At 74.2% G+C, this 341-nt stretch carries 1 protein-coding gene; it reads left to right on the top strand.

Going from position 1 to position 341, the window contains the following annotated elements:
* Positions 1–341: cupredoxin domain-containing protein (locus SLNSH_RS24385; protein WP_483416139.1), on the top strand; the 341-nt coding region annotated here is incomplete at both ends.

The following is a 341-nucleotide window of genomic DNA, read 5'->3' on the forward strand; positions in this document are numbered from 1 at the left end:
CTCCTGGCTAGGCTCAAGGCCGGAGGCGCGCACGACGAGATGCAGGCCATGGCCGGGCACGGCATGACCGGCCACGACATGGCGGGCCGGCCGGGCATGGGCCACGGACCGGCCGCGATGGACCTCAACGACATCGAGTACGACGCCTACCTCGCCAACGACCGGACCCTGGACGACCCGGAGGTGGTGCGGGTCGAGCGCGGCGGGCGCGTCAGGCTGCGTGTGATCAACGGAGCGACGGCGACCGCGTTCTGGATCGATCTGGGCGCCGCCTCCGGCCGGGTGCTCGCCGTCGACGGCCAGCCGGTGCAGCCGGTCGCGGCGTCGCGCGTGCCGCTCGC

The sequence above is a fragment of the Alsobacter soli genome (genome assembly GCF_003004785.1).
GTDB lineage: Bacteria > Pseudomonadota > Alphaproteobacteria > Rhizobiales > Beijerinckiaceae > Alsobacter > Alsobacter soli.